29 protein-coding genes are annotated in these 26,286 nt (G+C 64.5%); 14 read left to right on the top strand and 15 right to left on the bottom strand.

Features of this window, described 5'->3' with window-relative positions:
• Window positions 1-104 precede the first annotated feature (104 nt).
• Genes RM532_RS07720 through RM532_RS07710 form a run of 3 tightly spaced genes read right to left on the bottom strand, consistent with a single transcriptional unit; the run spans window position 105 to window position 2,867 of the window.
• Window positions 105-1,145 carry a CBASS cGAMP-activated phospholipase gene (locus RM532_RS07720; protein ID WP_311652664.1) on the bottom strand — a complete coding sequence of 347 codons (1,041 nt, stop codon included), beginning with the start codon at window positions 1,143-1,145 and terminating at the stop codon, window positions 105-107.
• Window positions 1,138-1,629 carry a type II CBASS E2 protein gene (locus RM532_RS07715; protein ID WP_311652663.1) on the bottom strand — a complete coding sequence of 164 codons (492 nt, stop codon included), beginning with the start codon at window positions 1,627-1,629 and terminating at the stop codon, window positions 1,138-1,140. Before RM532_RS07715 ends, RM532_RS07720 begins: the two co-directional genes overlap by 8 nt.
• On the bottom strand, window positions 1,617-2,867 hold the full coding sequence (locus RM532_RS07710; RefSeq protein WP_311652662.1) for a nucleotidyltransferase domain-containing protein: 1,251 nt from the start codon (window positions 2,865-2,867) through the stop codon (window positions 1,617-1,619). The genes RM532_RS07715 and RM532_RS07710 overlap by 13 nt, the downstream gene beginning before the upstream one ends.
• Before the next feature lie 166 nt (window positions 2,868-3,033).
• Between RM532_RS07710 and RM532_RS07705 the strand changes: the two genes are divergently transcribed.
• The 7 genes from RM532_RS07705 (at window position 3,034) to RM532_RS07675 (ending at window position 9,191) form a co-directional block, all read left to right on the top strand.
• Complete coding sequence (locus RM532_RS07705; protein ID WP_311652661.1) at window positions 3,034-3,420, top strand: helix-turn-helix domain-containing protein; 387 nt, start codon at window positions 3,034-3,036, stop codon at window positions 3,418-3,420.
• On the top strand, window positions 3,407-4,276 hold the full coding sequence (locus tag RM532_RS07700) for an ImmA/IrrE family metallo-endopeptidase (RefSeq protein WP_311652660.1): 870 nt from the start codon (window positions 3,407-3,409) through the stop codon (window positions 4,274-4,276). Before RM532_RS07705 ends, RM532_RS07700 begins: the two co-directional genes overlap by 14 nt.
• Window positions 4,277-4,357: 81 nt before the next feature.
• Entirely contained in the window at window positions 4,358-4,885 is a 528-nt protein-coding gene (locus RM532_RS07695) for a hypothetical protein (protein WP_311652659.1), read from the top strand.
• Window positions 4,886-5,036: 151 nt separating this feature from the next.
• Window positions 5,037-5,207: a hypothetical protein gene (locus RM532_RS07690; RefSeq protein ID WP_311652658.1), complete on the top strand. Its 171-nt coding sequence runs from the start codon at window positions 5,037-5,039 to the stop codon at window positions 5,205-5,207.
• Window positions 5,208-5,216: 9 nt separating this feature from the next.
• A complete protein-coding gene (locus tag RM532_RS07685; RefSeq protein ID WP_311652657.1) occupies window positions 5,217-6,083 on the top strand; it encodes a carotenoid biosynthesis protein in 867 nt (288 codons plus the stop codon).
• 458 nt (window positions 6,084-6,541) lie between these two features.
• Window positions 6,542-6,892, top strand: a complete 351-nt coding sequence (locus RM532_RS07680) for a N,N-dimethylformamidase alpha subunit family protein (RefSeq protein WP_311652656.1) — start codon at window positions 6,542-6,544, stop codon at window positions 6,890-6,892.
• 22 nt (window positions 6,893-6,914) lie between these two features.
• A complete protein-coding gene (locus RM532_RS07675) occupies window positions 6,915-9,191 on the top strand; it encodes a N,N-dimethylformamidase beta subunit family domain-containing protein (protein WP_311652655.1) in 2,277 nt (758 codons plus the stop codon).
• A gap of 88 nt (window positions 9,192-9,279) precedes the next feature.
• On the opposite strand, the gene RM532_RS07670 is transcribed toward RM532_RS07675, so the two are convergent.
• The 3 genes from RM532_RS07670 to RM532_RS07660 form a co-directional block, all read right to left on the bottom strand.
• Entirely contained in the window at window positions 9,280-9,723 is a 444-nt protein-coding gene (locus RM532_RS07670; RefSeq protein WP_311652653.1) for a hypothetical protein, read from the bottom strand.
• Between the two features lie 65 nt (window positions 9,724-9,788).
• Window positions 9,789-10,208 (bottom strand): HIT domain-containing protein, encoded by a 420-nt coding sequence (locus tag RM532_RS07665; RefSeq protein WP_311652652.1) that lies wholly within the window; start codon window positions 10,206-10,208, stop codon window positions 9,789-9,791.
• Window positions 10,201-11,187: a YhdH/YhfP family quinone oxidoreductase gene (locus tag RM532_RS07660; protein WP_311652650.1), complete on the bottom strand. Its 987-nt coding sequence runs from the start codon at window positions 11,185-11,187 to the stop codon at window positions 10,201-10,203. Before RM532_RS07660 ends, RM532_RS07665 begins: the two co-directional genes overlap by 8 nt.
• Window positions 11,188-11,344: 157 nt before the next feature.
• Between RM532_RS07660 and RM532_RS07655 the strand changes: the two genes are divergently transcribed.
• The 3 genes from RM532_RS07655 (at window position 11,345) to RM532_RS07645 (ending at window position 13,247) form a co-directional block, all read left to right on the top strand.
• Complete coding sequence (locus RM532_RS07655; protein ID WP_311652649.1) at window positions 11,345-11,560, top strand: dodecin; 216 nt, start codon at window positions 11,345-11,347, stop codon at window positions 11,558-11,560.
• Window positions 11,557-12,207, top strand: a complete 651-nt coding sequence (pdxH, locus tag RM532_RS07650; RefSeq protein WP_311652648.1) for a pyridoxamine 5'-phosphate oxidase — start codon at window positions 11,557-11,559, stop codon at window positions 12,205-12,207. Before RM532_RS07655 ends, pdxH begins: the two co-directional genes overlap by 4 nt.
• A 110-nt stretch (window positions 12,208-12,317) precedes the next feature.
• A complete protein-coding gene (locus RM532_RS07645) occupies window positions 12,318-13,247 on the top strand; it encodes a L,D-transpeptidase family protein (RefSeq protein WP_311652647.1) in 930 nt (309 codons plus the stop codon).
• Between the two features lie 76 nt (window positions 13,248-13,323).
• Here the strand turns inward: RM532_RS07645 and RM532_RS07640 are convergent, their stop codons facing one another.
• The 9 genes from RM532_RS07640 to RM532_RS07600 all read right to left on the bottom strand — a co-directional run bounded on the left by RM532_RS07640 (window position 13,324) and on the right by RM532_RS07600 (window position 23,170).
• Complete coding sequence (locus tag RM532_RS07640) at window positions 13,324-13,593, bottom strand: Lpp/OprI family alanine-zipper lipoprotein (RefSeq protein ID WP_311652646.1); 270 nt, start codon at window positions 13,591-13,593, stop codon at window positions 13,324-13,326.
• A 112-nt stretch (window positions 13,594-13,705) separates the two neighbouring features.
• Window positions 13,706-15,088: a GntP family permease gene (locus RM532_RS07635; RefSeq protein WP_311652645.1), complete on the bottom strand. Its 1,383-nt coding sequence runs from the start codon at window positions 15,086-15,088 to the stop codon at window positions 13,706-13,708.
• A gap of 380 nt (window positions 15,089-15,468) precedes the next feature.
• Window positions 15,469-16,158: a DUF3379 family protein gene (locus RM532_RS07630; RefSeq protein WP_311652644.1), complete on the bottom strand. Its 690-nt coding sequence runs from the start codon at window positions 16,156-16,158 to the stop codon at window positions 15,469-15,471.
• Window positions 16,155-16,658: a sigma-70 family RNA polymerase sigma factor gene (locus RM532_RS07625; RefSeq protein ID WP_311652643.1), complete on the bottom strand. Its 504-nt coding sequence runs from the start codon at window positions 16,656-16,658 to the stop codon at window positions 16,155-16,157. The genes RM532_RS07630 and RM532_RS07625 overlap by 4 nt, the downstream gene beginning before the upstream one ends.
• Window positions 16,659-16,736: 78 nt before the next feature.
• Window positions 16,737-18,215, bottom strand: a complete 1,479-nt coding sequence (locus RM532_RS07620; RefSeq protein ID WP_311652642.1) for a protein adenylyltransferase SelO — start codon at window positions 18,213-18,215, stop codon at window positions 16,737-16,739.
• Between the two features lie 66 nt (window positions 18,216-18,281).
• The gene (locus RM532_RS07615) at window positions 18,282-18,749 is read right to left on the bottom strand and encodes a universal stress protein (RefSeq protein WP_311652641.1); all 468 of its coding nucleotides are present in this window, start codon (window positions 18,747-18,749) and stop codon (window positions 18,282-18,284) included.
• Window positions 18,715-20,169: a DHA2 family efflux MFS transporter permease subunit gene (locus RM532_RS07610; protein WP_311652640.1), complete on the bottom strand. Its 1,455-nt coding sequence runs from the start codon at window positions 20,167-20,169 to the stop codon at window positions 18,715-18,717. Before RM532_RS07610 ends, RM532_RS07615 begins: the two co-directional genes overlap by 35 nt.
• A 7-nt stretch (window positions 20,170-20,176) precedes the next feature.
• Window positions 20,177-20,797, bottom strand: coding sequence for a hypothetical protein (locus tag RM532_RS07605; protein ID WP_311652639.1), 621 nt, complete (start codon window positions 20,795-20,797; stop codon window positions 20,177-20,179).
• A gap of 42 nt (window positions 20,798-20,839) precedes the next feature.
• Complete coding sequence (locus RM532_RS07600; protein ID WP_311652638.1) at window positions 20,840-23,170, bottom strand: penicillin-binding protein 1A; 2,331 nt, start codon at window positions 23,168-23,170, stop codon at window positions 20,840-20,842.
• Window positions 23,171-23,435: 265 nt separating this feature from the next.
• On the opposite strand from RM532_RS07600, the gene pilM reads away from it, so the two are divergent.
• Genes pilM through RM532_RS07580 form a run of 4 tightly spaced genes read left to right on the top strand, consistent with a single transcriptional unit; the run spans window position 23,436 to window position 26,270 of the window.
• Window positions 23,436-24,515, top strand: a complete 1,080-nt coding sequence (gene pilM / locus RM532_RS07595) for a type IV pilus assembly protein PilM (RefSeq protein WP_311652637.1) — start codon at window positions 23,436-23,438, stop codon at window positions 24,513-24,515.
• Window positions 24,516-24,523: 8 nt separating this feature from the next.
• Window positions 24,524-25,120, top strand: coding sequence for a PilN domain-containing protein (locus RM532_RS07590; protein ID WP_311652636.1), 597 nt, complete (start codon window positions 24,524-24,526; stop codon window positions 25,118-25,120).
• Window positions 25,117-25,746 carry a type IV pilus inner membrane component PilO gene (locus tag RM532_RS07585; protein ID WP_311652635.1) on the top strand — a complete coding sequence of 210 codons (630 nt, stop codon included), beginning with the start codon at window positions 25,117-25,119 and terminating at the stop codon, window positions 25,744-25,746. The genes RM532_RS07590 and RM532_RS07585 overlap by 4 nt, the downstream gene beginning before the upstream one ends.
• Window positions 25,743-26,270 (top strand): pilus assembly protein PilP, encoded by a 528-nt coding sequence (locus tag RM532_RS07580; protein WP_311652634.1) that lies wholly within the window; start codon window positions 25,743-25,745, stop codon window positions 26,268-26,270. The genes RM532_RS07585 and RM532_RS07580 overlap by 4 nt, the downstream gene beginning before the upstream one ends.
• Window positions 26,271-26,286: the final 16 nt, after the last annotated feature.

Here is a 26,286-nt window from a genome sequence, read left to right as displayed (position 1 = left end):
GCGCACGGGCCGGCTCCCGGCCGGCCCGTGCCGGCACTCGCGACAATGGCCGCGTGAGCCACTCTCCCATAAAAATTGGGGTCCGTCCCTTGTTGTTCTTGTTCTCAAATGGTTATTGGTTTGTAGTTGGTCGGGCTGACGAGAAACCTTTCGGCGACTTCTGGAAATAGATCGACAGCCTTCATTTCGGCTATTTGCGGCAGTTCGTTTCTAGCCCGTTGAAAATCGCTCAGCCCGATCGGCTTTATCGAATCCGGCAAATCCACACGAAGTATGTTATCAGCGCCCAATAGCAAGCGCGCCTGTCCGAGAATATTGTGGGACACTGCGTCTATTGACGCAGAGATGGCTTTTTTCCATTGCCACAATCCGCCGCGACGCATTTTGTGGGACACGCGAAATCCCGAGCCACCGCATCCAATACTCAATACCTGAACCTGTCGGCGACTCAATTGGTAACACGCCAATGCATCGATTGCGCCTACCATTATCGGGTTGTTGGCCAGCAAGCCCCCATCCACCATGGTGTAGCCATTGTTTTGCAAAGCTGGCAGAAAGGTGGGCGCCGCCGATGTCGCCAAGGCCACGTTGACCAACAGCTCGTGTTGATCATTTTCGTAGTCCGGGTGATGGGGAGTTTTATAAACCCAGGGTTCGGCATGGACGCCTTCAAACGCGGGTATGCACAGTCGGGTTTTGGTGTCGCCTAAAAGCGCCCCGCCGAAGATATTTTCTAACTGCTCGTTCAGTGGGCCGGAGCCGTAAGCCGACCGAACCCATTGCTTTGCGCTCCGCAAAACACGGACAGGAAATGAGTCGACCGGAAATATCTTGTCGCCTTCATCCAGATACAGCTGCGAAATATCTCCCGCGGACAGGCCATATCCAAGTCCCAGGGCAATGATGCCCCCTGTCGAAGTGCCAGTTATGAGGTCGAAGTACCGCCCGATACTCCCTTCCGCTTGATGCCTCCTTTCGATTTCCGCCAGGAATTTCGCGGGATATATTCCACGAATCCCGCCACCGTCTATCGACAATATTCTGAATGGTCGATCTTCTGGCCAGGGCTGCTGAACCCTTTGGTGCCAAATAGTCCCCGCTGACCGGCGCAGAACGTTGCGGCGATCCTGACTTGAATCAATCATGCCGTCCTCCGCCAACCCACCGGCCTGTAACTTGCCAAACCTCGTAACAGGCCAACCATTCACAGGCCCAGAGCAGGGTTGTTTCCGCTATCAAACAGTCGTGAGACCACTCGCCGCGTGCCGGATCAAACAGGCAGAGGGGCGAAAGCTGTGGCGCAAGATCGTACATGTATACGTGCGGCAATGGCGCTTCTTCCTCAGCATCGGGATTCGGCTGAAGGGGCGGATTTATAACCCTGACCATCGGAAAGAGGCGGTGCATCTCGTTCAGAAACGGAAGCCATCCGTATCCGGCCCGGATCATCTCGATCAGCGTTCGGGGGCGCGGCAAGCCGTAATGCACGAGCAATTCGTACGGCTGTTGCTGGGGAACAACAGTGCCTCGCCAACTCACTTCGTTGTTGGGAGCGCAATACGGCCGAAAATCGGGCCATCTGACGCGCATGGCCTCGATCTGCTCTCGAAGCGACTTCACTTCACCCATCCGCCATAGAACGTATGCTTGGGGGTAGCCCGCCCCTGGCTGGCCGCAGATCCCGTAGCGGTAGCCGGAATCACCTTGCCTGAGCGTCTGACTGCACCTTTTCCACTTCGTACAGTGTTTCCCAGCTCTGCGGCATACTTTTCGACGGCAGACCGAGTAGGCTGCTCACCGAACATCTTGGCAAGCAGTTCCTGCTTATCTTTCAGGCTGCCGGGCGCTTTCAACTCATCAAGTTGCTCGAGAAAAAGGCGTAAATCCTGGATGTATTGCTTTTGTGCGGAGAGGGTTTCCGGCCACCTGTCGGTGAAGCAATCATTTCCACATCGTGGATTCGTTTCATGAACCAGCTTCCCCGCGTTTTGGCAGCTAAGCAGCTTTTGAAGCACATGCCACGCGATGGCCTCGAGATGAGCGCCTATCGTTTTGCCGGGGCTGGCGGTCTTGCCGGCGCATGAGCTGAGAAAAACAGACGGCGGCATGCGACAGCCCCGGTCCTTGAAAACGTGATTGCGATTGCGCTTAAGGAGTTGCAGCGCGACGACGAGGGCGGACTTGCCGCCTTCCTCGGTGGAATGGTCAGGGACTGGTTCGGATTCCGCCTTTGCCTCGACCAGTAACTGGTCCCTGGCTAAAGCCCTTCGCCCATACGATTCGCGGAACTGCATATCGACTGGCGCTCGTTCATTGAACCAGTCCGCGAAAGCAAAGCTATTGGTTTCAAATCTGTTGTGTGTTGATGTCGGAGTGCGCGGCTTGGCATGGAAAAGCCAGGAGCGGCGTGGATCGCCCTCATCGAGAAGAATCGTAGGCGTAATATCCAGATGCATTCCGTCGTTGTAACGGACGGTCACACATCGCGTCTGTCGCTCTACGTTATCGTGGTAGCGTGAACCTTTTTCGCCGCGTATGGCTTCGAAAAGTAGATCTAGCACTGCCTGTGGTGGGGTGCCGGCCAGCAACAGCAGTTCTGCCACAATGTCCAGATCGTAGGCGCCATCATCACGACGAGAGCGAATGGTCGCCTTGATCGCCATCGAGCCCTGCGGGTAAAAGACGGTCACCCGATCTTTTAAAGGGCTGCCTCCCCGCTCAATATGCTCGGCGACAGCCTCGTAACGCTGAACGGCGAGCCGGTGCAGGCTTGGTGGCAACTCGATCTGTATGGCGGTTTCCGCCAGAAGAATTTCGTGCAACGGGGCGGCCGCGCCTAACGGATCCCTTGGTATTTGTCGTTCCATGTTTTTCGTCCCTTTTCCAAATACTTGTGAATAACTTGATAGTATGTATACTCAGACAACAGTCGTTGCCAAAAAATAGCTCGTTACCCGAGCAAGCCCATAGGGGTGTATGCATATCTAGACACCAGTTTACCAGATAAGTTCCACAACACAAAGTAGATAGTTCATGGCAGACACCGCACTCGGTCTCATTATTCGATTTTTCCGCGACAGGAAAGGGTTATCCCTCCGCGAATTGGGCAGGCAGATCGATGTCGATCACGCATACATTCATCGATTGGAGCGCGGCGACAAACACACGCCGTCTCTCAGGCTGCTTGAGCGCTTGGCTGTCGCACTGAACGTGAGCGAGCGCGAGAAGCAAATTTTGCTTGTTGCCGTTCAAGCGCCCGATTCCGATCCAGCACTGGCCCAATACGTTCTCGAGAACGATGATGTTGCACCGGATGAATATCGAACTGCGGCCAGCGTTGCCTTCAGAGGAACCGGCAGGCCGGATCCTGAATCCTTGATTAGGAAAGTCAGGCTTATTCTTAGTGATGACGATGGATGAGCTACAAGTTGTTCTAAGAGCGCGCCAATTCATCCGAGAAATTGGTCAGAATACCGTTCCCTGCTCGGTGGACGGCTATATCACTCACGTTGGTGGGCGCCTTAAAACGGACTCTGATCTCGGAGCGGATGAGGCAGGATATAGCCTCGTAGCCAATGACAAATTGATTGTCGTGGTCAATGCCAATGACTCGAATGAGCGGCAACGATTTACGGCCTGTCACGAATTAGGACATTACATTCTGCAGCTGCCGTCAGAGCATAAAACCGCCCCAGTATGGAGTTTCAGAGGCAAGCCAGAGGGCGAGCGGCACTGCGACTTGTTTGCGGCGGAATTGCTGCTCCCGTACACGCTGTTTAAGCCGCAGGTTGAACAGATCGAATTCGGCTTTTCCGCCATTCAAAGCCTGGCTGCCGATTTCGAAGCTACTTTGTCGGCTACGGGATCAAGGCTCGCTGCCGTGGCGCCGTTGCCATGTGCATTTGTTTTTTCGGAGGCGGGCAAGGTGCGCTACGCATCCCGGTCTCCACGACTGCGGGATGCCAACGGATGGATAACGCCTCGAACATCGATACCTGAAGATTCGGCCTCGTTCAGAGCACGGGCCGGGCAGCAAGAAACGGAGCCAGCAATACTTGAGATCGACGATTGGTTCGAACGTATCAATCTGGATGGTGAATTTTTCGAAGCGGCCATTCATCTGGATAAATACGATCAAACCCTGACGCTAATTTGGTGTGAAGACGCCGAGGAAACGCGTTCAGGAGTCATTCGACAGGGCAAAGACGATGATGATCTGTTGCCGGAGTTGGATGGCCACCTACCGTGGCCTGGAAAGTCCAAGCGAAAGCCTTAAAAATTAGTCGGATGGTAGGGAAAAGACTGAAAGAGTTAAAAAGTTAGAGGGATCGGGGTCCTTTAGCACTACACCCACCACGTGATCGGCACCGATGCGCAGGATCCGCAGAAGATCGACCCGGATTCACCCCGCGGCACGCTGGATCACAGCATCATGTTCGCCATTGCGCGCTGCATCCAGACCGGCGAGTTCCACAAGGACCGCGCCTATCAGATGACCCAGGCCGAGAAGGACGAGCTGCGCAAGCTGATGGCCCGCATCGAGACGCAGTTCGACCAGCGCTGGGAGGACCTCTACCACGACCAGGACCCGAACGTGCAGGCCTATGGCGGCCGCATGATCGTGACGCTGGCCGACGGCTCCGAGGTGGCGGACGAGAAGACCCGCGCCAACGCCCACCCCGGCGGCGACACCCCCTGGCAGCGCCCGGATTACGAAGCCAAGCTGGCGGATTACACCGCCGACCTCGTGAGCGACGCCGAGCGCGCGCGCTTCATCGAGGCGGTCAACGGCATGGATTCCCTCTCGGGCGAGGAACTGGCAACCATCAACCTGATCGTGGATGCTGGCCGCCTGGAGACGCCGGAAACGCGCGGGATTTACTAAGCGCCTTTGACTCGCGCCGGCGGTTCGCCCGCCGGACTGCTCCAGGCGAACCATGACTCGCACCACGCCGCAGTGCCGCCAGCCGGGGGCTCCGACATTGAGAGCGAGTGCGTGGCCCTGCCAGCGCCTCCGTCCCGAGGCGGGCCAGGACGTGCGCGCCGTCAAGCTGCACAACCGCCTGCTGGCGAACCAGCCGCTGCGCAGACTGGCGCTGCCCGAGCGGATGAACGTGCTGCGCATCCTGCGGCGGGACACGGTGCCGGTAGCACGTACGCTCGCCTCCGGGGCAAGATGGGCAGATCGTATGACAACAATGCGATGAGTCCGCCCCATGTCAGAAACGCTCACCCACCGCGCGCCACCCGGCGCGCGGGCCCTGTGCCTGGCCCTGACCGGCGTCTGGTTCGTGGCGCTGCTCGCCGGCCTGTTCTATCCGGGGATCGGCTCGCAGGCCTACTACGTCCAACTCTTGTCGCTCAGCCTGTTCGGCCTGGTGCACGGCAGCGAGCGCTACGGCCTGCCGGCCATGCTCGCCTTCCTGGCAATCATGTTCGTGGTCGTGAACCTGACGGAGAACCTGAGCATCGCCACGGGCCTGCCCTTCGGCAATTTCGAGCACACCCCGGCCATGGGGCCGAAGCTGTTCTACGTGCCGGTGATCGTCGGCTTCGCCTACTTCAGCGCGGGCTACCTGGGCTGGGCGCTGGCCAACCTGCTGCTGGGGGAACCGGACCGCGACCGGGGCGCGCTGGCGCTGTTCGCCACGCCGGTAGTAGCGATGTTCATCACCACCGCCTGGGACGCCTGCATCGACCCCATCGGCGGCACGGTGGCGCGCAACTGGATATGGAAGGATGGCGGCGGCTACTTCGGCGTGCCCCTGTCCAACTTCATCGGCTGGATGATCACCACCTACATCGCCTTCCAACTCTTCGCCCTGCTGCCGGCACGGCGGCCGGGGATGGTGCGCACCGGGCAGGACCGGCTGTGGTGGGCCCTGCCCGCGATCCAGCTCGGGGTGATGGGTCTGCAGTATCCGCTCAACCTCGTACTGCTGCCGGACGCCGAGGTCACCGACCCCTCCGGCACCACGTGGCGCACCGGCGACATCTTCGAGGGCACCACGGTGGTGAGCCTGTTCACGCTGATCTTCATCGCGGTCACAAGCCTTTTCGTGGCCGCGCGCCGAGACCCCTAGGGGCTGCCGAAAAATTGGGCTCCCGACCCCGCCGGTGCGCGCAGCCGCAGGCCAAGCCTGGCGACTCCTCCTGGCATGGTAGTCAGGGTTATGGTTACGGTCCCCGGGGTTCTCGCGTTTCACCCAAAACTTGGCTGAACTCGACTCACGGCTGCTAACTCGCTACACGCCGGCTCCTACCAGCGCCGGCGCCAGCCCATATTCTGCCCGCCAGACCGTCAATTCGTAACCGCCACGCAGCAGCCAGAGCACCTCGACGCCACAAAACAAGCGGACAAACCCCGTGAATGAAACAGCCCCCGCGACAGACCACGATCTACTACTCAGGAACGGGCGTTTGTTCTTCCTATACTCGACGAAGCGCCAGCTGCAGCGTGCGGGTCATGCATTTGGACCTGTGGCGTCCCGCCCCGAGGTATCGCAAGCTACATGGCGCGTTCTCACGCAGAGGAGGGCCTATGGCCGCGACCAAACTGCCTGCCGATCGCCAGCTGCTGGTACTGCATCGCTTTGACGCGCGCCTGCGTGAGCAGGTGAAAGACCTGATCGACGACGACCTGATCGAGGAGCACCGGCGCCAGCCACTGGGCCAGCACAGCGACGCGCTCGAGCGGGTGCTTAACTACTTCCGGCGACCACCGCGTTTTGGGTTGTACGTACGCAAGCCGTGCCGCGAGTTCCAGGTCATCGCGCTGCCGGTGACGCCGGGCGAGCCGCCGCAGCCCATCGATGACACCGTGTATACGGACGAGAACGAGGCCTACCACGCCGTGTTCCTCAAGCACGTCGAAACCTTGCGGGCCCAGTGACACCCGCGGACGGGAAGCGATCATGATCAAGCCTTACATCACCGGATATTGCGACCGCATAACGGTGCGGCCGGGCGAGAGCCTACGCTTCATGGCCAGCGCCGAGGGGGTGGAGCAAGCGAAGGTGCAAATCGTTCGCCTACTCCACGGCGACGAGCATCCGGAGGGCCCTGGCTTCCAGGAGCGCGAGGTGGATGCCGACTGCAACGGCCGCGTGGCCTTGTCGTACCAGGCCGTCCAGGCGGGCAGTTTCGTGCGCGTGGCGGACTCCGACGGCCGGCTCAACCCCACGGGCGATTTCACCCTGCACGCCTTTGTGTGGCCGACCACGCCGAACAAGGGCCGCCAAGCCATCATCGCCAAGTACGACGACGCCACCACCCGCGGCTACGCCCTCGGCCTGGACGACGCGGGGCGGCTGACCTTCTGGGCCGGCGACGGCCGCCGCGAGGCCGCAGTCGCCACCACCAAGCCCCTGCGCGCGCGCCTCTGGTACTTCGTGGCGGCAACCTACGAAGCCGATTCCCGCCGGGTCACCCTTTACCAGACCCCCGTGGTCAACGCCTACAACAGCTTGCTCGGCCCGGCGCTGCGCCTCGACGACGACGATCGCGCGGCCGGCGAGTTGAGCGTACACCCGGCCGCCCACGACGGCGACTTGCTGCTCGCCGGCTACGAGACCGCCGATGATAACCTCGGGCGCCGCGTGACCGGCTTGTACAACGGCAAGATAGATCGTTGCGGCGTGCAGGCGGGGGCCATGGAGGGTGCTGTGCTGGACGATCTCTCGGGTGGGCGCGAGCCGCCGCGCTCTGGCGTGCTGGCCCGCTGGGACACCGCCGCTGGTTACACCGCGGACGGCATCGGCGACATTGTGCACGACGTCGGGCCGCACGCGCTGCACGGCATCGGGGTCAACCGCCCCGTGCGCGCCATGACCGGCTACAACTGGCGCGGCAAGGACGACTGCTTCCGACTGGCGCCCGAGCAGTACGGCGGGATCTATTTCAACGACGACGCCATCGTCGACTGCCGCTGGCGGCCCGCATTCAGCTGGACGGTGCCGAAGGGCCTGGCCAGCGGGGTTTACGCCGCGCGGCTGCGCGGCGGGGGCACCGAGGACCACATCGTGTTCTTCGTGCGACCGGCCGAGCCGAGCGCCAAGGTCGCCATGCTCATGCCCACGGCCAGCTACCTGGCCTACGCCAACGAGCACTTCGTGCTGGACGCGCCGGAGGTCCAGGCCATCACCGGCCACACCCTCATGCTGACGGACTACGATTACCTGCTGGGCACCCACCCGGAGTGGGGGCGCTCCACCTACGACCACCACAACGACGGCCAGGGCGTGTGCTACACCTCCTATCGCCGCCCGATCATGGGGTTGCGGCCCAAGCACCGGATGGCCGCCACCGGCGTGCCGTGGCAGTTCCCGGCCGATCTGTCGATCGTCTGGTGGCTCGAGCAAAGCGGCCACGACTACGACGTCATCACGGACGAGGACCTGCACCGCGACGGCCTCGCCGCCATCGAGCCCTACAACGTCGTCATCAACGGCACCCACTCGGAGTACTACTCGGAGCGCATGCTCGACGCCCATGAGGAGTATCTCGCCCACGGGGGTCGCGTCATCTACACCGGCGCCAACGGTTACTACTGGGTGGTGGGCTTTCGCGACGACGAACCATGGTGCATGGAGGTGCGCAAGCTCGATTCCGGGTCGCGTGCCTGGCAGGCGGCCGCCGGCGAGCATTACCTGGCCACCACCGGGGAAAAAAGCGGTATCTGGCGCAACCGCGGCCGCAGCCCCCAAAAGACCGTGGGCGTAGGCTTCGCCAGCGAGGGCATGGACGAGTCCAGTGCCTACCGCAAGCTGCCGGATGCGGAGGATCCCGCGGTGTCCTGGGTTCTTGACGGCGTGGACGGCGAGGTCTTCGGTGACAACGGCCTGGCGCTGGGCGGCGCAGCCGGTCTGGAGCTCGACCGCTACGACCTTGGTCTGGGTACCCCGCCCGGCGCGTGGCTGCTCGCCGCCTCCGAAGGACATTCGGACAACTATCCGCACGTCTCCGAAGAGGTCATGTTCAACTTTCCCGGCCTGGGTGGCACGCAGGACTTCCAGGTGCGGGCGGACATGGTGCTGTTCAAAACCCGCAACGAGGGCGCGGTGTTCGCGACCGGCTCCATCGCCTTCGGCCAGGCGTTGCCCTGGAACATGGGTGACAACGACTGCGCCCGCATCATGCAGAACGTGGTCGACGCCTTCGCCGCGGACGATCCGCTACCGGGCGACGGTTGAACCACCACGGCGGCGCGCGCCGGGACCGAGCGGGCAATCGGCACGATGACCCAGCTGCCGGGTTTCCGCTCGCCCGGCGGGCTGCAATTCAACCCCACCAGGCCGCGAGCACGCCGGTGAAAAGGATCAGAAAGCCCCCGACCTCGCCTACTGCCAGCAACGTCATGAACAGGGTCATTTGCCAGGCCGGCATTTCCCTCTTGCCAAGGCGATGTGGCCGAGCCAGCTGGTTGTCCGTATCCCGCAGGAACCCGTGAATGCAGTACATCAGGATGGCTGCGGCATAGAACACCACGTTGCCGATCACTCCGGCCAGATTCCAGAGCTCCGGCCACACGCTGCGCGCCGCGAAGAACGCCAGCAGCAGCGCAGCAAAGCTGTACAGCAACGCCGCGCGATGGGCGACGTTGACGTAATACGGCGCTTCGGCATTCGGGCTGGCCATGATGGCCCGCCACTTCCAGATACCGGTTAGCAGCCCGGTGGTGAAGAACACGCCGGCAGAGAGGATGGCGAGTTGTTCGGCGGTCATCGACGCCTCCATTTGTGATTCTGATTATTGCTGATCGCTGTCGGAAACATGGCCCGGACTCGGCATCAGGATTCAATCGCCTCCCGCAATGACCGAACAATCGCATCACGCACCCGCTGGTCACGAGCCTCGGCCTGCCCTGCACCCCAAACCGGCCCGGGCCAGGCTGGGTCATCGGTGCGCCGCGCGATGACGTGCACATGCAGTTGCGGCACCTGATTGCCGAGGGCGGCAACATTCAGCTTGTCGCCCCCGGTTTCCCGCATCAGCATCTCCCCTACCCGGCTGACTTCCTGCCACAGAGTCGCCTGATCCCCGGCGGACAGATCGTAGATTTCACGCAGATCGGGGCGCATCGGCACCAGGATCAGCCAGGGAAACCGGGCATCGTCCATCAGCAACACCCGCGACAGCGCCAGCTCCACGACTGGCGTGGTATCCGACGCCAGCCGCGGGTGCAGTGCGAAGCCGTCGGTATCAGCCACGCAGGTCGACGACGGTGCGGCCGGTGATCTCGCCGGCGATGATCGCCTCGCAGGCGTCGGCCACCTGATTGAGGGTGACGATCTGGCTGACGATCTCGTCCAGCTTTACGGGCTTGTGCTCGCCGGCCAGGTCGGCCCAGATCGCCAGCCGCCGGTCCATCGGGCATTCCACCGAGTGAATGCCCTGGAGCCCCACGCCGCGCAGGATGAACGGCAGCACGGTGGTTTCCAGCTTGACCCCGCCAGCCAGGCCGATGGCGGCCACATTGCCGTAGGGCACCACCTGCTTGATCAGCCGCGCAAGCAGTTCACCACCGACACTGTCCACGCCCCCGCCCCAGCCGGGTTTCGACATGGGCTTGCCATCTTCGGGGATGTCGTCGGGCGAAATCACCTCGGCCGCGCCCAGCCCGCGCAGATAATCGCCGGCCGAGCCGGTCTTGCGGGTGACCGCCTTGACCTCGAACCCCCGGGCCGCCAGCAGGCTGATCGCGAATGACCCGACGCCGCCGGTGGCGCCGGTCACGGCGATCGGGCCCATGTCCGGCGTCTGGTGGTTTTCCAGCAACCGGCGCACAGCGTAGCCCGCGGTGAAGCCGGCGGTGCCCAGCGCCATGGTCTCGAACAGCGTGAGGCCGTCCGGGCGCGGCACCACGCAGTCGCCCGGCACCCGCACCTGCTCGGCGAAACCGCCATCGCGCTTTTCGCTCAGGAAATAGCCGGTGACGACCACTTCGTCGCCGGGCTTGAAACGGTCGTCCCCGGACTGCTCCACCACTCCGGCGACGTCAATGCCGCCGTTGAGCGGATAACGGTGCAGGATCTTGCCCTTGCCGGTCACCGCCAGCGCATCCTTGTAGTTGATGCTCGAGTAATGGGAACGAATGACAACGTTACCCTCGGTAAGCTCGTCAACGCTGACATCCTGCAGCGCCGCGCGAGTGCCGTCGTCGGTCCGGTCGATTCTGAGTGCACGCATGACTGTCTCCCGCTGGAAAGCGGGCTAGGCTAGCATGGCCACCGGCCGGTTCGACCCGCCCATCCGGGTCCATAACGCCAGCCGGCAAGGCGTTGCGCAAGCAACCGCTCAAGCCCTAGGCTGAAAACCCCATGCCGACAACCACGGAGTGGCTGCCATGACTGGACACGTCTACAAGATCACCGAACTCGTCGGTTCCTCGCCGAACAGCATTCAGGAAGCAATCGAGAACGCCGTGCACGAGGCCGCCCAGAGCCTGCGCCACATCCGCTGGTTCGAGGTCACCGACACCCGCGGGCATGTTGAGGACGGTGTCGTCGCCCACTGGCAGGTAACCGTCAGGCTCGGCTTCACCATGGAAACCGTCGAGTGAGCGACAACCCCGGTGAAAGCGGCTGGCATGCCGAACTCGATCAGGACGATCTCACCGAAGACCGGGTCCCCGCGGACCCCATGGCACTGTTTGCCGCCTGGTTCGAGCAGGCCCGTGCGGCCGATCTGTTCGATCCCACCGCCATGACGTTGGCCACCGCCGATCCACTGGGCAAGCCCTCCGCCCGGACGGTGCTGCTTAAGGGGTTCGACGACCAGGGTTTTCGCTTCTACACCAACTACGACAGCCGCAAGGGGCGGGAAATCAACGCCAACCCGCACGCAGCGCTGGTGTTCTGGTGGGACCGGCTGGAACGCCAGGTGCGCATCGAGGGCGAGATCGTCCCCATCCCGCCCGCCGATTCCGACAGCTACTTCGCTTCGCGCCCCCGCGGCAGCCGCATCGGTGCCCATGCCTCACCCCAGAGCCGCGTCATTGCCGACCGGCAGACCCTGGAGCGCGCCTATGAACAGACGGCGGAGCGGTTCGGCGACAACGGCCCGGTGCCGCGGCCCGCACACTGGGGCGGCTACAATCTGAGCCCCCGGGCCATCGAGTTCTGGCAGGGCCGGCGCAATCGGTTGCACGATCGACTGGTCTATCGGCGCAGCGACCAGCGCTGGCGGTTGCAGCGCCTGGCCCCCTGATTACTGGTATTATGGCGATCACGAGGGGGTCGGCTGAAATGCCGGCCTTTTTTTGTGTCCACCTTTCCATGCCCATCGCTAGAACCGGGCTGTACGCGGGAATGTTGTCGATGCGTCGATTCTGGTTGCTGATCACCACCCTGCTGGCATCCACCGCCGCCCAGGCCGCCGTCTACCCGGCGCCGTCGGACAACAGCGACCTCATCGGCAAGACCATCACCGTCGAGGCCCGGGAAGCGGATACGTTCGTGGCGCTGGCCCGCCGTCACAACATCGGCTATCGCGAATTACGCCTGGCCAATCCGGACGTCGACCCTTGGCTGCCCGGCGCCGGCACGCCGGTGACCCTGCCCACGCGATACATCCTGCCCGACGCTGACCGCCGCGGGCTGGTGCTCAACATCGCCGAGATGCGGCTCTACTACTTTCCGCCGGCGGGCAGCCAGTACGAAGGCAAGGTCATCACCTACCCGCTGGGTATCGGCCGCGAGGGCTGGGACACGCCGCTGGGCCGCACCACCATCACCCGGACCGCGGCAGACCCGACCTGGACGCCGCCCGAATCCATCCGCGAGGAACACGCCGAGGCCGGTGACCCCCTGCCCCGCGTGGTGCCGCCCGGGCCGGACAACCCGCTGGGCCGGCATGCGCTTTATCTGGGCTTTCCCGCCTACCTGCTGCACGGCACCAACAAGCCGGCGGGCATCGGGCTGCGCGTCTCCCACGGCTGTATCCGCCTGTACCCGGAAGACATCGCCGCGCTTTATTCCATGGTTGACCCCGGCACCCCGGTAACCATCGTCAACCAGCCCTACAAGACGGGCTGGCACGCGGGCGAACTCTATCTCGAGGCACATCCGCCCGATGCCGACGGCAAGAACCGGGTGGACAGCTACACACCGCTGGTCCAGTCCGTCATCAACGCCACCCGGAACCGGCCGGACACGCCAATCGATTGGGAACTGGCCGAGTCGATGGGGACACGGCAGCACGGCATCCCCGCTGCCATCGGGGGCACCCAGCTGACCGCCAGGGACTGACGACGCCGCCATTCCCGATATCAACGAAAAAGCCCCGCCGGAGCGGGGCTTTGACGAATCGGATCAGCCGTTCCGATTACTTGCGCTGAGAGGCCTCGAACATGCGCTCGATGCGCTTCGAGTTAGCCTGGCAGCAGGACTTGCTTTCCTGCGCCGCGCTCATCGCACGATCAGCAGTCTGCTGGGCCGAATCAGCCGAACTCTGAGCGGCGTTAGCCGTGCTCTGCGCAGCTTCTGCCGTGCGCATCGCTTCTTCGACCTGGGCCTCGAGCTCGCTGTTCGAGCAACCTGCTGCACCGGCGACCAGCGCCGCCAGAGCTGCAACCTTGATCCACTTACCCGTCATAATCGTTTCTCCTGATTGGGAATTGCCTTGGGTCTACCGGGCCCTCGTATCCCGACACAAAGCGCTGACAAATTAGCATATCCGGGCCGCAACGAGAAACAAGACCTCGGTATTACAAAATCAGACTCAGCGCGGCGACACAGGTAGCGGTCACCAGAAACGGAATCAGCAGCGACACAATCGCGATGTCCGGATAGGCCTGCCGATGGGTCAGGCCACAGATGGTCAGCAGGGTGATGACCGCGCCGTTGTGCGGCAGCGAATCGAATCCGCCCGAGGACATCGAGGCGATACGATGCATGTACTCGGGATTCACGCCCAGGGTCGCCGCCAGTTCGTTGTAGGTCTCGCCCAACGCGGACAGGGCAATCCCGAGGCCGCCCGACGCCGACCCGGTAATACCCGCCAGTACGTTTACCGCCACCATCTCGGAAATCAGCGGGTTGCCCGGGGAGATGTTGAGCACCGACTCCTTGACCACGGCAAACGCGGCGAGCGTGGCGATGGTCGTGCCGTAACCCACCTCACTGGCGGTATTGAACATCGGCAGCAGGGAGCCCATTGCCCCGTCGGTCAGCGTCCGGTTGAGCCGCGCCCGCGAGCGGAAATGCACCGCCGCCACCAGCAGGCCGGCCACCAGCAGCGCCGGGATGATGCCCCAAAGGCCGCGCACGGATTCGAAATCGGTGTTGCCGTAGGCATCCGTGCCCAGATAGCTGGTATCCCAGCCGGGCATCACGTAGCGGACCATGATCAGATTGATGCCGATCACGGCGATAATGGGCAGCAGGGCAGTCCAGAAGCCCGGCACCTCGCCGTCGATGGCTTCCGGCTCACGGGTATGGCCGGTGCCGTAACCCTCGCCGGCCCGGCGTGCCGCCCGCAGCCGCAGGTTCAGCCACAGCACGCCCCCGCCCACCATCATCGTGGCCGCTGTCAGACCCAGCACCGGCGCGGCAAACGCGGTGGTGCCGAAATACGACATGGGAATCACGTTATGGATCTGTGCCGTGCCCGGCAACGCCGTCATGGCGAAGGTGAAGGCCCCCAGCGCCAGTGTGCCGCCAAGCAGCCGCTTGGGAATGTCCAGCTCCCGGAACAGGGCCGCGGCCAGCGGATAGACCGAGAATGCCACCACGAAGGCCGATACGCCGCCGTATTCCAGCAGCCCGCAGGCCAGCACGATCGACAGCACCGCGTGGCGCTCGCCCAACCAGTCGCGGAACTGCAGGGCAATCGACCGCGCACAGCCGGAGTCCTGCATCAGCTTGCCGAAGATGGCGCCGAGCAGAAAGATCGGGAAGTAGCGGGCGGCGAAGTCGCCCATGGCCGGCATGAACACCTGGGTGTAGGTGGCCAGCAGCGGCACCCCGTCAGCCTGGAACAGGCAGGCCACCAGCGCCAGCACCGGTGCCAGCAGAATCACCGATACACCGCGGTACGCCAGGAACATCAGCAGTCCCAGCGAGATCAGGATTCCCACGACCCCCAGCATGCATTCTCCCCGACAGTAACCACGAAGCGGTCCGGACCGCCACGCGGCCGGCCGAAGCGCCCAAGGTTAACCGGGGCGGGCGCGGGACGCACCCATGGGAATTAGGGCGTTGCGGAGAAGCGGGACTCTCTGATTTATTCGCCGAGACCTGTGCCGGAGTCTTTGCGCGTGGCTGGCAAGGAATGAGGAGTGCGGTTTGCTGATTGCAAATAAGCGACGAATGACGCCGTCCAGACGCGCGCAAAGGCCCGGCCCGAAGGGTTTGGTCCAGACCACGTCACACCCGCGTTACCCGACTTGGCCGTGGGACCTGCCGGGCGCCTTGTTGTGACGCGGTCTGGGACGCAAACACAGGTTGCGGGGAATGAATCAAAGAGTCCTTAGACCCGCCAGCCCAGCTGCCGGCGCATGCGCTCGCCCAGTTCGGCCAACCGGCGCTGATCCGGGCAGAACAGCAGGATCAGCCCGTCACGGGTGCTCACCACCTGGCTGGACAGACCGGGCACCGCTGCCAGGCCGGACAGCTGCTCGGCGGTCATGCCGGGCATGACGAACGCGGTGACCGGGGCTTCGCCCGAGTCCACGATCAGATGGGCACCGCGATGCCCGTCCACCACGCACAGCTGGGCCCGGACAATGGCGGACAAATCCGATACCGCCGGCAGCGCCAGATCAGCCGCCACCCGCTGCAGCGCCATGCCATCGGGTTCCGCCAGCGGCACCTGATCCACGGGATGGGCCGTCATGTGCGCGGTGAAGTTCCTGATATCCGAATCCGACGGCGGTACCAGAAGTGCCGCCGTCGCACCGACCACGACCAGCACCGACGCCGCCACCGCCAGCCAGCCGGTGCGCCGGCGGCGGCCACGCAGGCTGCGTTCGAAGATCACCCGCTGGGTCAGGCCCTCGGGCGCGGGTACCCGCAGGGCCGAGGCCAGACGCCGATCGAAATCCAGCTGCTCGGCCGCGAAACGGTTGCAGGCGGCGCACTGCAGACGATGCGCCTGCTGCTCGGCGGTCAGATGCTGCGGGTCTGCCTGACAGGCCCGGCGGAAATCCAGGCAATTCATTGCACACTCTCCACGGCCCGGTCGGTGCCGTCCATAAGTTGCTTGCGCGCGCGGAACAGCCGGGTCATCACGGCGCTTTCGCTCAAGGCCATGGCCTCGGCGATCTCGGCCACCTTGCAGCCCAGGATCACCTGCATGGCCAGCGGCTCGCGATAGTCCTCCGGCAGCGCGGCAATACGCCGCTGCAGCTCCCGCCGTTCAGCGTCCGCAAACGGGTCACGCCCGGATTCGTCCTCGATGAAGGACAGGTCCATGTCGACCCGGTCCAGGCGTTTGCGCTCGTACAACCGGGCATGTTCCCGCCGCAGGGTGGTGAGTAGCCAGGCCTTGACGGCGCCGGAGTCCCGCAGCTTGTCCATGAAGCGCCAGGCCCGCAGCAGGGTTTCCTGCACCAGGTCCTGGGCCAGATCGCGGTCCCGGCACAGCCACACGGCGTAGCGGAACAGATCGTCAGCCACCGCCGCCGTCATCGCGTCGAACTGATGTTGCTTGCTGCTCATGTCCGCCCGGCGGCCACCCGTGTCATCGATTCGATGCATTAGACCGTGACCCGGCGGGTTCCATTGCGACGGGGCGATTCAGGCAGTACAGCTCAGCGCCAGATCGGCGGCCCAGGCCGGTGGCCGCTGTGCGTAGTCGGCCATGGCCGGCTGCTCATCGAAGGGGCGGGTCAGCAAACGCTGCAGCCGTTCGATCTCGGCATGGTCACCCGCCTGCGCCGCGAGAATCGCCTGCTCGGCCAGATAGTTGCGCAGGACGTAACGGGGATTGGCCTCCGCCAGGCGCTCGGCCATCGTTGTCGCGGACACCGGCCAGGCCGCACGCCAGTCCCGCAGCCAGGCCGCGGCTTCGTCCGGCCGGGTGAAGGCTGCCAGCCACGCGGCCTCGTCCCCGGCCGCCGCCGAGCAGAGCCCCCGGAAGCTGCGGGTAAAGTCGGCATGATCCCCAGCCATCAGTGCCAGCAGCCGATCGCGCAGATCGGCGGTGGCCGGGGTATCCGGCAGGCCCAGCTTTGCCGCCATCCGGCGACTGTAAGCAGCGTCGAAAGCAGGCCGATAGGCCTTGAGCAGATCCTGCCCGAGGCCGATGGCGATATCCGGATCGTCCGACAGCAGCGGCAGGATGGCCTGCACAAAACAGCCCAGGTTCCACAGCGCGACGTCGGGCTGGCGGTCGAAGGCATAGCGCCTGGTCTCGTCCGTATGATTGAACACGGCGTCCGGTTGATAATCGTCCATGAAGCCGAAGGGCCCGTAATCCAGCGTGAGGCCGGCCACCGACATGTTGTCGGTGTTCATCACACCGTGGACGAAGCCCACGCTCTGCCAGGCCGCCATCAAGTCGGTGGTGCGCTCGATCACGCCGGCCACCCAAGCCTGATAACGCGCCGGCCCGGCCGCCTGGTCCGCGAGATCGGGAAATTCCAGTTCGATGACATGATCCGCCAACGGCGCAAGGTCATCGAACTGCGAACGATAGAACAGATACTCGAAGCTGCCGAACCGCACATGGGTCGGTGCCAGCCGCGTCAGTACCGCGGCCGGGTGCCAGGTGTCGCGCGCCACCTGCATGGTCGAACCGATCACGCACAGCGCCCGGGTGGTGGGAATGCCCAGGCCGGCCATCGCCTCGCTGACCAGGTATTCCCGCACCGTGGACGCAAGCATCGCCCGGCCGTCCGCGTGCCGTGAATAGGGGGTCTTGCCGGCGCCCTTGAGTTGCACGTCCCAGAGCTTGCCGGCGCGGTTGCGGACCTGGCCGAGTGACACCACGCGGCCATCGCCGAGCTGGGGCACCCACATACCGAACTGATGCCCGGCGTAACGATGCGCGAAGGGCTGGCTGCCCGCGGGCGTCCGATTGCCGGCAAACGTGGACACGAATGCGGGGTCATCGGTATCCAGATCGATCAGCGCTGCAGCCTCGTCACTGACCGCAATACGGAAGGGCCCGGGCAGCTCGGTGGGCGACTGAGGCCGGCCGTAGGCCGTGCCCAGGGCCTGGAAGCGATTTTCCCAGGTCAGATCGGCGACGGGTTTGCGATGGGAGTCAACCATGCCGGCATGATCCGCGCCGCCGGCGGCCCCTGCAAGGGACTCCGGCGCAGGCCGAGCGAAAACAAGTCAGGGAGTCCCATCTTCCGACAGGGCGGGATCGCAGGCCTGCACCACCAGCATGGCGCAGGTAAGCCGGTCCAGCAGCGAGGCGCTCACGGAGCCCTGCCACCAGCGCGTCAGCGGCCCGCGCTGCTGATGACCGACCACCACCAGGTCGATCTCCAGCGATTCCGCCAGTTCGGCGATTTCCTGGGCCGGCAGGCCGGCCCGCAGATGGCCGCGCGCCTCGACCCCGAGTTCGCGCAGAATTTCGACGCCCTCGGCGAGTATCTGCTCCACCCGATCACGCTCGGCCTCGTACATGGCTTCGGTGTAGAAGCCCTCCGCCGCGGCCACCGCGCTGGCCAGCGGCACCACCGCCAGCAGATGAACCTCCGATTTGGGCAGTTTCAGCAGCGGTTGCGCCCCGCGCAGGGCCACCCGACCACGCTCGCTACCGTCATAGGCCAAAAGAATTCGCTCGAACTCGCGCATGCCGCACTCCCATCGCCACCGCCGGAATCACCGCCAGGACGAAACACGAACCGAGCACCATGAAAGTCTCTGCGAAGCCCCGCGTCAATGCCTGCAGGCCGGCCGGGTCGGCCGCACCCGGCTGATACAGGTTGTGCAGCGTCAGCGACGACTCGCCCTGCGCGTGCAGATGCTGGCGCACGCGCCAGTCCAGCAGCAACGCGAACAGGTTGACGCCGAATGCACCGCCCAGTTGCCGCGCGAAGTTGATCACGCCGGAGCCCTGCTGCATCAGGCCGTCCGGCAGCCCGCGCAGGGCATCCAGATTGAGCGCCGGCAGAATCAGCCCCAGCCCGATGCGGCCGAGCAGGATGAACGCCGCCAGCACCACGAAACCGGTAGCCGGCCCGGTGGTCGCCAGGGCGAAGAACGCCAGCGCCACCAGCACCAGCCCGGCGATGATCAGCCGATGCGCCGGCCAGTGATCGCTCAGGCGGCCGGATACCGGAAACACCATCGCCAACGCCAGCCCCGCGGGCATCAGCACCAGCCCGGTCATGGTGGCGGACAACCCTTGCACCCCCTGCACAAGCAGCGGCAGCAGATAAGTGGAGCCAAAAAGCCCGGCCCCGTAGACCAGCGCCAGCACGAAGGCCAGGGCAAACGCTGGCCGGCGGAACACGTCGAGGTTGACCAGCGGTGAGGCCCGCCGCCGCTGCAGGGCGAGGAATCCGGCCAGCAATCCCAGGCCGCCGGCAATCAGCCAGCCCGGCGGAATCCACGCCTGCGCCAGCCCCAGCTCCGCCAGCCCGCCGAGCAACAGCGCCAGCCCTGCGGCCAGCAGGACCATACCCCACCAGTCGAATGCAACCACCGTCTCGGCGCGCTGATTGTCGAGCGTGCGTCCGGCACCCCAAAGGCCGACGGCACAGAACGGCAATGCCGCCAGGTACACCGCGCGCCAGCTGGATACATCCATCAGCCAGCCGCCCACGGCCGGGCCCACCGCTGGCGCCAACACCACACCCATACCGTACAGGCCGAGGGCCCGGCCGCGCTCGTCATCGGGAAACACCTGAAAGATCACCACCAGCGCCAGCGGCTGGATGATACCGGCCACCGCCCCCTGGAGAATGCGCGCCGCAATCATGACCGGCGTGCTCCAGCTCGCCGCCGCGAGCAGCGACGCGGCCACGAACAGCCACAGGGTGATGCGGAAGGTGCGCTGCTGGCCCAGCCGCTCCACCACCCGGGCGCTGGCCAGCATGGTGGCGGTCATGGCGGCCAGGAAACCCGTCGAAAGCCACTGCGCGTGGAGCTGGCTCATGTCGAAGTCGGCCATGATGCCGGGCACGGCCACATTCACGATGGTGGTGGTCAGGACCACCGAAATGGTCCCCATCAGCACGGTCAGAGTGGCCGGCCAGCGACCGCCGACCAAGGGTTTCTCAGATGCCGGCGACATCATCGGCCAGCAGCCGCGCCACCTCCTCGATCTTGGCCCGGGCCAGCGGTGCGCCGTCGACCAGACTGTTTGGCGCCTGGCGCAGCTCGGTCAACGGGAACAGCACTGCCTCGAAACCGACCCCGCCAGCAGCGAAACGGAATGCCGGGTAGTGGTGGTAGCCGCCTCGGCCATAACGGAACCGGCGCTCAATCAGTTCGAACGGAATGCCGCGATCCTGCAGATGAAAATCGAAGGCCTCCGAGTGGTCGGCGAACACATGCAGCTGGACATCGCTGTGCGGGGTGGCCAGACCACTTAGCACATCCCCCACCAGTCGTGGCTGGAACGCCTCGAGTTCACGCATGGCCTGCAGGGCCGCGCGCCGCAACTCGGCCACCTGGCCGACCGCATCCGCCCCGGCGAACAGCCGCTGATACTCCGCCAGCGCCGCCTCGATCTCGGTATTGCGCGGCAGTGGCCCGCGACGGATGTCGACCCCGTGCCGGGCCGCAGCCTTTTCCTTGGCCAGGCGGTAGTCGCGAATGCCCTGCTCCTGGATCATCTGCGCTGCGGTCTGCGCCAGCTGCTGACGCATCGCCTCTACCCGTTTGCCGTTGGCCATCGCCGGGAACCCTCTGGTTGATCAATGCCGGGATCGGCGTGATCAGAACAGCTGTTCGACTTCCTCGGTACCGCCGTCCTGACCGGGTGCGCCGGCCTCGGGCTTGTTCTCCTCGCGAAAGATCTCGAATACGCCGTCGGCGCCGCCCTCGGCCAGCCGCCCGGATTCCGGGTCGATACGCACGCTGACCAGTCCGGAAGGCCGCGCCATGCTGTGCTCGGGCTGATCCGCCAGGGCCGAGCCCATGAAGTCAATCCACATCGGCAACGCCGCCTGCCCGCCGGTTTCCCCGGCACCCAGGGGCTCGAGCTTGTCGAAGCCCACCCAGGCTACCGCAACCAGATCGGCGTTGAACCCGGTGAACCAGGCATCGCGCTGCTCGTTGGTGGTGCCGGTCTTGCCGGCCAGATCCTGGCGGCCCAGCTGCGCGGCCCGCCGCCCGGTCCCGTGCTGGATCACGTCCTGCATCATGCTGTTCATCAGCCAGGCGGTCTGCGCCGGAATCACGCGCGGCGCGAACGGCTGGTCGGCCCCGCTGCAGGATTCCGGGCAGGCGGTGAGCGGTTCGGCCTGGTAAACCGTTTCGTCGCGTCCGTCACGGATCTCGCGGATGAAGTAGGGCTCCACCAGGAAACCGCCGTTGGCAAACACGGCATCGGCGCGGGCCATCTGCAGCGGACTGAAGGTGCCGCTACCCAGTGACAGCGACAGATCCCGCGGCATCTGGTCGACCGGCAGCCCGAAGCGGCTGATGTAGTCGATGGCGGTGTCGATGCCAACCGAGCGCAGCAGCCGGATGGTCACGAGATTGCGAGAATGGATCAGGGCCTCGCGCAGCCGGGTGGGCCCGTGAATGCGGCCACTGTAATTCTCGGGCCGCCAGTCGCGACCCAGGCCGGGGGCATCGAACACTACCGGCGCGTCATTGATGATGCTGGCCGGGGTGAAGCCATTGTCCAAGGCAGCGGCGTACAGAAATGGTTTGAACGAGGAGCCCGGCTGGCGCCGGGCCTGCACTGCCCGGTTGAACTTGCTCAGGCTGAAGTCGAAGCCACCGGTCAGGCCCTGGATCGCCCCGTCGCGTGGGTCGAGCGCGACCAGCGCCCCCTGCACTTCGGGAATCTGCACCAGCGACCAGGTCTGCTCGTCGTCGCCGGTGTAGGCCAGACGCACGATATCGCCACGATTGATCAGGCTGGCGAGCGAATCGCCGTCATTCAACCAGGCGACCCGGCCGCGATTCACGGTCACTTCGCCATGCGGTTCGGTGTAGAGATTGGCGTTGTCGGCACCGACCGACAGCACCACCGCCGGCACCAGCCCCCCGGCGTCCGGGCGCCCGGCCAGGGCGTCGTTCATGGCCTCGGCATCACCCACCTCGGCCGCCGGCATCGCCGCTTCCGCACCGCGCCATTCGTGCCGGGCGTCATAGGCCAGCAATGCCCGCCGCAGGCTGCGGTTGGCGGCCCGCTGGCGCTCGCTGAGCAGCGTAGTGGTGACCTTGTAGCCGGCGGTGTAGGCAGCATCCTCGCCGAAACGGTCCACCACTTCCTGGCGCACCATCTCGGCCACGTAATCGGCCTCGTAACGGCTGTCCGCCACCCGCGTAGCGGTCTCCACCGGCTGCGACTCCGCGGTCTCGTACTCGTCCCGGGTGATGTAGTCCAGTGCCACCATCCGGCCAAGCACGTAATCACGCCGGCTGCGGGCACGCTCCGGATAGCGCGCCGGATTGTAATGCGACGGGGCCTTGGGTAGGCCGGCGAGTGTCGCCACCTCGCCCACCGAGAGTTCCGCCAGCGTCTTGTCGTAGTACACCTCAGCCGCCGCGCCAACGCCGTATGCACGATTGCCCAGATAGATCTTGTTAAGATAGATCTCGAGGATCTCGTTCTTGGACAGTGCCGCCTCGATGCGCAATGCCAGAAAGATTTCCTTGATCTTGCGCGTGTAGGTGCGCTCGCGCGACAGAAACAGGTTGCGGGCCAGCTGCATGGTGATGGTGCTGCCACCCTGGGTCTTCTCGCCGGTGAGAAGCAGATTCCAGGCCGCTCGCAGCAGGCCCTGATAATCCACCCCCGGATGCTCGAAGAAACGGTCGTCCTCCGCCGCCAGAAAGGCGTGGATCACCCGCGGCGGGATGTCTTCGAAGGTGACCGGCAACCGCCGTTCGGTGCCGAATTCCGCAATCAGCTGGTCGTCGGCAGTATAGACTCGCAGCGGCTCATTGAGCTGAGCCTCGCCGATCTCGCCCGGCTCGGGCAGCTGCGGGCCGAAATACAGATAGGCCCCGCCGACCACGCCCACCGCAAGCAGCGACGCGGACAGCATGCCCGCCAGAACAACCACAAGAACCTTGATCGCACGCGGCAATGTAAGCTTCCACTTGGAGTATCGTGCGTGGCACCGGCGGCACGCACGCGAAAAAACCAAGTGCCATGATACCGGGGCCCGGTACGACCTGCAGCCTCTGGCGTTGGCGCTTCAGGGCAGCTTGTCGGCGCCGATAACTTCTGCGATGGTTCTTTCAGGCTGGATGGGTCAGGATATTGATTACAAGTCAGCGGCTTGCAGAAAGCCTTGGGGGTAAGGGGCGAATCGCGCCGTTGACCGCCGGCCTTGGTACTGGGGGAGTTTGATGGGTCTGCTGGATTCGATCACGGGGCGCGAGTCTCCGGAATTGGTGGCGCTGGACATCAGCGCCGGCCGGGTCAAGCTGCTCGAACTCGGGGGCAGCCTCGGTACGCCCCATATCCAGGCATTCGCCAGCGAAGTTCTGTCCCCCGATGCAGTCCAGGACCGCCAGATCGTCGAGCCCGAACTGGTGGCGCAGAGCATCAGCCGCGCGATGCAGAAATCGGGCTGCCGGCAGCGTCAGGCGGCAGTGGCCGTGTCCGGCTCGGCGGTGATCAGCAAGCTAATCGACATGCCCGCCACCCTCACCGAGGACGAGATCGAACAGCAGATCGGCTTCGAAGCCGATGCCTACATCCCCTACCCCATCGAGGAAGTCAGCCTGGACTTCCAGATCATGGGCCCCTCGCCCCGCGACAGCGACATGCAGCAGGTGCTGCTGGCAGCCTGCCGGCGCGACAACGTGGAGATGCGGGTCGCGGCGGTCGAGATCGCCGGTCTGAAGGTCAGACTGGTGGATGTTGAAAGCTATGCGCTGCAGAACGCCTGCGGCCTGCTGATCGAACAGATGCCGGACAAGGGCGCGGAACGCACGGTGGCGGTTGTCGACGTGGGCGCTACCACCACGGCCGTCAACGTGCTGCACAGCGGCGAAACCATCTACACCCGTGAACAGGCCTTCGGCGGCAGCCAGCTGGTAGAGGAAATCCAGCGTCACGAAGGGCTGGATTCATCCGATGCCGCGCTGGCCCGCCTGCGCAGCGGCGAACTGGCGGCCGATTACCTGGCGTCCATCCTGCCGGCGTTTGCCGAACAGCTGGCCCAGCAGATCGACCGCTCGTTGCAGCTGTTCTTCTCGCAATCGGGCGAAATCGAGAGCGTGGATCAGATCATCATCACCGGCGGCTGCGCCCTGTTTCCCGGGCTGGACGACCACGTCGGCCGCACGCTGGAAATCGCCACCGCCTCGGGCAACCCGCTGGCCGGCCTCAAGGCCAGCGGCGGCGCCCGGCGCAGCCGTGTGGATGCGGAAGCCCCGGCCCTGATGGTGGCGACCGGCCTGGCGCTGCGGTCACTGGGCTGACCGATATCATGCAGACACTCATTCGCATCAACCTGCTGGACTGGCGCGAGGCCCGTCGCGAACAGCGCAAGAAACAGTTCCTGACCGCCCTCGGGGTGGCCGCCCTCGGGGCGCTGGGCCTGGTGGCGCTCGGGGTTTTCGCCTACAACAGCGCCATCGACAGCCAGCAGGCGCGCAACCGTTTCCTCCAGGCCGAGATCGCCGAAATCGACAAGCAGATCGCGGAAATCGAAGCGCTGGAGCAAACCCGGGACAACCTGATCACCCGCATGCGCATCATCGAGGAGCTGCAGCAGTCACGCTCCCAGATCGTCCACTACTTCGACCAGATCGTGGAAACGCTGCCGGAGGGCGTCTACCTCACCTCGCTGAAGCAGAACGGCAAGACCACCACCGTCAATGGCATTGCCGAATCCAATGGGCGGGTCTCGGCCTACATGGTCAACCTGGATGCTTCCGCCTGGTTCGACGATCCGCGGCTGGTGGTGATCAAGGGCACTAGCGGCGGTTCCCAGCGAGCGGCCGAGTTCACGCTCAACTTCCGTACCGTGAACCCGCAGAAACCGGATGACGAGGGCGGCCAGTCGGAGGCCGAGGCGCCATGAGAGTCAACGAATTCTTCGACGAACTGCGGGCACTGGACCAGCACAATGTCGGCAGCTGGCCGGCCTGGGCCTATGTCGGAGCGGTGGTGATCCTGTCCGCCGTGTTGCTGGGGCTGGGCAGCTGGTATTTCGTGCTGCCCAAGGGCGACGAGCTCGACCGTGCCCGCCAGCAGGAAACCTCGCTGCGCGCCGAGTTCGAACGCAAGCAGAAGAAAGTGGCCAACCTCGACGCCTACAAGGAACAGCTGGCGGAGATGCGCCAGACATTCGGAGATCTGCTGCGGCAACTGCCCAGTCAGACCGAGGTGCCCAACCTGCTCAATGACATCTCCCAGACGCGCCTGGCCAGCGGGCTGGAAGAGGAACTGTTCAAACCGCGCCCCGAACTGGTCAAGGACTTCTATGCCGTGCTGCCCAACGATCTGGTGGTCACCGGCAGCTATCACGAACTGGGCGCGTTCGTTTCCGGCGTGGCCGCGCTGCCGCGCATCGTCACCCTGGACAACGTCAGCATCCAGCCCGCGGAGGACAGCCAGGGCCAGGAATTGCGCATGAGTGTGGTCGCCAACACCTATCGTTATCTGGATGGCGACGAAACCGCCGGGACCACGGAGGACGACCAGTGATCGGACGCCGCGCCGCGCGATTGCTGATTCTGCTGGGCCTGGCAGCGGCGGTGGCCGGCTGCAGCGAGGACATGTCGGATTTGCGCACCTATGCCGCCGAGATCAAGGCGCGCAAGTCCGACGACATCGAGCCGATACCCCAGATGCGCGCCTACGAGCCGTTTGCCTACCGACCGGACGACCGACGCGAGCCCTTCGTGCCTTTTACCGAGGGAACCGAACAGGAACAGCGCCGCAGCAACTCCGGCATCTCGCCCGATTTCAACCGCAATCGCGAGCCGCTGGAGGAATTCCCGCTGGACGCCCTGCGCATGGCCGGCACCCTGAAAGTCGCCGGCACGCACTATGCATTGGTCAGCGCTCCGGACGGCGTGGTGCACCGGGTGACGGTGGGCAACCACATGGGCAAGAATTTCGGCGAGATCGTGGCCATCGACAAGACCGGCATCCGGCTGGTGGAGATCGTGCCCGACGGGCTTGGTGGTTACATGAAACGCGATGCCAGCATCGCGCTTGAACAATAGCCGCCAGCCGCGGCAA

The organism is Spectribacter hydrogenoxidans, assembly GCF_031846275.1.
Classification (GTDB): Bacteria; Pseudomonadota; Gammaproteobacteria; order Nevskiales; family Salinisphaeraceae; genus Spectribacter; species Spectribacter hydrogenoxidans.
The sequence above is the reverse complement of the archived record's forward strand: the minus strand, read 5'-3'. Positions and strand labels throughout refer to the sequence as shown.